We start from the raw sequence: 3,621 nt of genomic DNA, 5'->3' as shown, positions 1-3,621 counted from the left end.
TGTCGCACTGCACTTAAATGTAAGATTGCGCCGACTTATCGCGACCGCTGTACCTAATCATGAGATTCAATGCCCCTGAGTCTCAATTCACCTGCAGCGGCTGAGAGTTTCTCGAAACCGACATGCCGGCGCCGATGGCATCGAACCGTGTATAGTGGGCGCCAAGCGTTTGGCGCTTGAGCTCGGAGACTAACGCCGGACCTGCCTGATAGACGATTGAGACACCAGCGAGCAGCGCCATGCGGAGTCCAATAGGCAAGATGGGTCTTGCAATCGTAGGTCTTGGGAGTCCCTGTTCGGCGACAAGCTCATCGAAACCTGGAACGACGGCGCCAAGGATGGTGGAATGGCGTATCGATGCCTGATGATGGAAGGGCTTCGGGCATCGTCTGACGAGCAGTAACCGGACGATATCGATTGGCGACACCCAACCGACAGATGCTGCTCCCCTCAGCGACTGATCGATGAGCCGCTCGCCATGGACAGCATCTACCCAAGGATCCTCGAACGGCGATGACGTGCTTGCGAGGGCAGAGGCACCCTCCCTCGTCTCTTGATGCCGTTGTCTGCAAACGGGACAGGTTATCCGCCAACCCTCGATCCAGCTTCGCTGTACCGCACTTGCCGCTCCTTGCGATCTGTTTTGCTCGTCGCAGGCGATGCAGCATTGAATAGCGCGTGGCGCGACGAGCCGCGCTGCCGATTTTGGGAACCCAGATGTGGTCATTGCCAAGATTGTCGAAGATTGGGACCGAAACAACCTCGCAATGTGAACGGCGGCGGTTGGCCCCAGGTTTGTATCGGTTCGCCGCAAAGATGTTGCCGCCGGAATGGCATGGCGAAGCATTGTGAGCGGCGAGACGCCGTAGAAATCGGCATGGCGCGTGATCCACGACGACAGGAGCTCATCTGGGACGGGTTTGAGAATGACTGGAAGCGGCCTTGTGCCGCCGAGCTCTCGGATCATGCGTAGGCTGTTTCAGCGCTGACTGGCGGGCGCCAACTTTCCACCGCTTCATCCGTGATGTGCTCTATACCGCTCTCGATCGACTCGGCTGCGAGGGTCGTGATCGCGTGAAAAATATTTGCAGTGATGCCGCCGCTGATCTGCAGAATTCGGCGTAGAGATTTCGGCGTCAGCACCGTCGGTCGGCGAAGCGGCATATTCCGCAAAATGGACGAGACTAGCGCTTCGAACTGTTCGTTGGCCGCCCACCTATTCAAGGTCAGCTCGCCAAACCGGCGGGCAAGCTGTACGTCGCCGCTTATCGCTTCGCGGGCTTCGATTACTCCGAAGCAAACGAGTGAGATCTGAAGCCGATTGCTGAGAAATCGCAGCGTGTTCAGCACGACCCGCTGCTCGCGGTACGAGCCGGCGAGAATGTTATGTACTTCATCGATCACCAGTACCTGGACGCCGACGGTTTTCAGAAGCCGCAACGCCGCCTGCTCCATCTGCACGATGTCGGCGCGGGGTGCCTGTGGCGCTCCAAGTGCAGCCAGGATCTCGGCATATAAACGGCGTTCACCTGGCTTCCCCGTCATCTCGATTGCCAGAACCGGCATAGCCTGAACGCCGGTCGTCGGATCAAAACGGGAGGGGTTATTTTCGCAGAATTTTTCCATGATCATCGTCTTGCCCATGCCACTGTCGCCGTAGATGGCCACCGAGGGCATGCGCGTGCCGCGCGGATGGTCGACCAGCAGGTTGAGACGATCGAGTGCCTGCTTGGCGCGCGGATAAAAAATCCATCGGCGAGCCTGAATCGCGCGAACTCGCACAATGTCGGGCTCGCCGAGGAGGTCTTTGGCCGCCTGCGTCAGATGGACGTTATCCGTGCTCAAAGGGGCTCAATCCAGATCTTCGACGGAGGGAACAGGTTTGCTTGAATCGACGCCCCGAAGCGAGCCCACTTCATCGTCATCCACATTCGTTTTCGCAAGCCGTTGGCGCCCTTGTGTCTTGTGTTTCGCCTCCTCGATCAGTTTGCGCTGCGAAAGCGCAGTGCGAATAAGGACGTGCATGTCAATTTCGCGTTTGCCCTGAGCGTTGAGTTTGCGCCGGGCAGCCTGCGCCTCCCACAGCGTAATCGGCGCGAGTGTCACATCGGCATAGCGAGCCTCCACAAAGCTGCCGAAGTGACGCCTGACAAAAACGCGCGACAAATCGCGCGGGTCGTATTTCACAATCAGGCGGGCCTTGGCCCGCCCGATGTCGGCGGCCAGGGCGGGCGACCAGTAGCGGATATTGAAAAGATGGATGCCGGTCGGGCGCAACGTTCTCTCTGCCTCCGGCAGGAAGGAGATCCAAAACTGCATACGATCGTTCGGCAGGCGCAACACCAACTCACTCTCCTGCTGTCGCCAGACCGCAATCGGTGGCCGACGGAGTGCGCCGTGGATAGCATGATGGTATTGTCCGACGATCTCGAGTGCGATGTAGCGCTCAAGCTCTCGGAGTGTCAGTGTCGCATGGCGTTTGGGATCATATTCGCGCCGTTCCTCGATGTTGCTTGAGGTCGATCCTGGCAGCAGATGAACCGCGCCCATCTGCGTGCCGATCAACCGTTCGATGTGGCCCCCGAAATGGGGCGTTCCAGGCGGACGCCAATCGATCCTTATGCCGTTGTCCCGGCAAGCACGTTCGAACGCATGACTTCGAAAATCCGCGCCGTTGTCGACATGTATGGTTCCCGGCAGTCCGGCCACGGGCCACGCTTCATGGATACCCCTCTCCTGCAACCATGGGGTCTTGTCGAACACGGAGTGCAGTATGCAGAGGCTTGTCGACAGTCGCGACGGCGCCTCCATGGTCAGATAGAAGCCAGTTACCATCCGAGAAAAGATGTCCAGCGCCAGTGTCAGCCAGGGCCGTCCGAGCGGCAGACGCGTTTCTTCGTCGACAACGAATACGTCAACTTTGGTATGATCGATTTGCACAAGTTCAAGCGGCCGCGACGCCGAAAGGGCACCTGGCGTAGCGGTTGTAGCTTTGACGACCTCGCTCTCGCCGCGCTTACGCCCCCTCACCTGTAGATCGATCTCTTCAACCCGGGATTTGATGGTGCGCCAGTTTGGCGGAGTAAGGCCGGCCGCTGCGCAGGCGATTTGGACCTGCCGAACCAACTGCGAGAAGGACGGGCGTGTCGGCTTGAGATAAAAGCCTTCAATCGTTCGTCGCACGAGGGCTTCTCGATCTTTGTCGAGGGCGCGATGTCCCTGGCGCCGACCGCGCTTGCGGTCCATCAGTGAACTCACAGTGCCACCTGCTCGAAACAGCTTGATCATCCTGTAGAGAGTGGCCCGGCTGAGGTCCAGTTCCCAAGCCAGATCCGCTACAGCCTGACCGCTCAGACCTTTTGGATAGCGCTCCACGAGCTTGCGGATTGCCTCTTCGCGACGGCACGCCTCGTTCCACCGAGCTCGCTCCCCATTATCATTGCTGTCGTCGCCCATGCTGCCTGCGAATAATCCAAGCTAACGTTAGACCGTCAGAATCTCACATTAACTGCAGCGAGCCAAGCGTGAATCTCAAATTAAATGCAAATTCTCAATTTAAGTACAAGGCTAAGAGCTTGATATCATTAGGCGAGAAGTCTCACCTTTAAATACAGCGCGACA

General features: G+C 58.2%; 3 protein-coding genes and 1 pseudogene. All 4 read right to left on the bottom strand.

Annotated elements, in window-relative coordinates; translation table 11 throughout:
* Positions 1 to 82: 82 nt before the first annotated feature.
* Positions 83 to 241, bottom strand: coding sequence for a hypothetical protein (locus AC0L3I_RS36650; RefSeq protein ID WP_473530193.1), 159 nt, complete (start codon positions 239 to 241; stop codon positions 83 to 85).
* 390 nt (positions 242 to 631) lie between these two features.
* A pseudogene (locus AC0L3I_RS36645) lies at positions 632 to 967 on the bottom strand (TniQ family protein); the annotation flags it as partial.
* Positions 964 to 1,845, bottom strand: coding sequence for a TniB family NTP-binding protein (locus AC0L3I_RS36640; RefSeq protein WP_473530192.1), 882 nt, complete (start codon positions 1,843 to 1,845; stop codon positions 964 to 966). The gene AC0L3I_RS36640 and the pseudogene AC0L3I_RS36645, both read right to left, overlap by 4 nt.
* 6 nt (positions 1,846 to 1,851) lie before the next feature.
* The gene (locus AC0L3I_RS36635) at positions 1,852 to 3,456 is read right to left on the bottom strand and encodes a transposase (RefSeq protein WP_473530191.1); all 1,605 of its coding nucleotides are present in this window, start codon (positions 3,454 to 3,456) and stop codon (positions 1,852 to 1,854) included.
* Positions 3,457 to 3,621 lie beyond the last annotated feature (165 nt).

This window comes from Mesorhizobium sp. WSM4840 (assembly GCF_055811755.1).
Note: the sequence above shows the minus strand (reverse complement) of the source record. Positions and strands in the feature narration are given on the sequence as shown.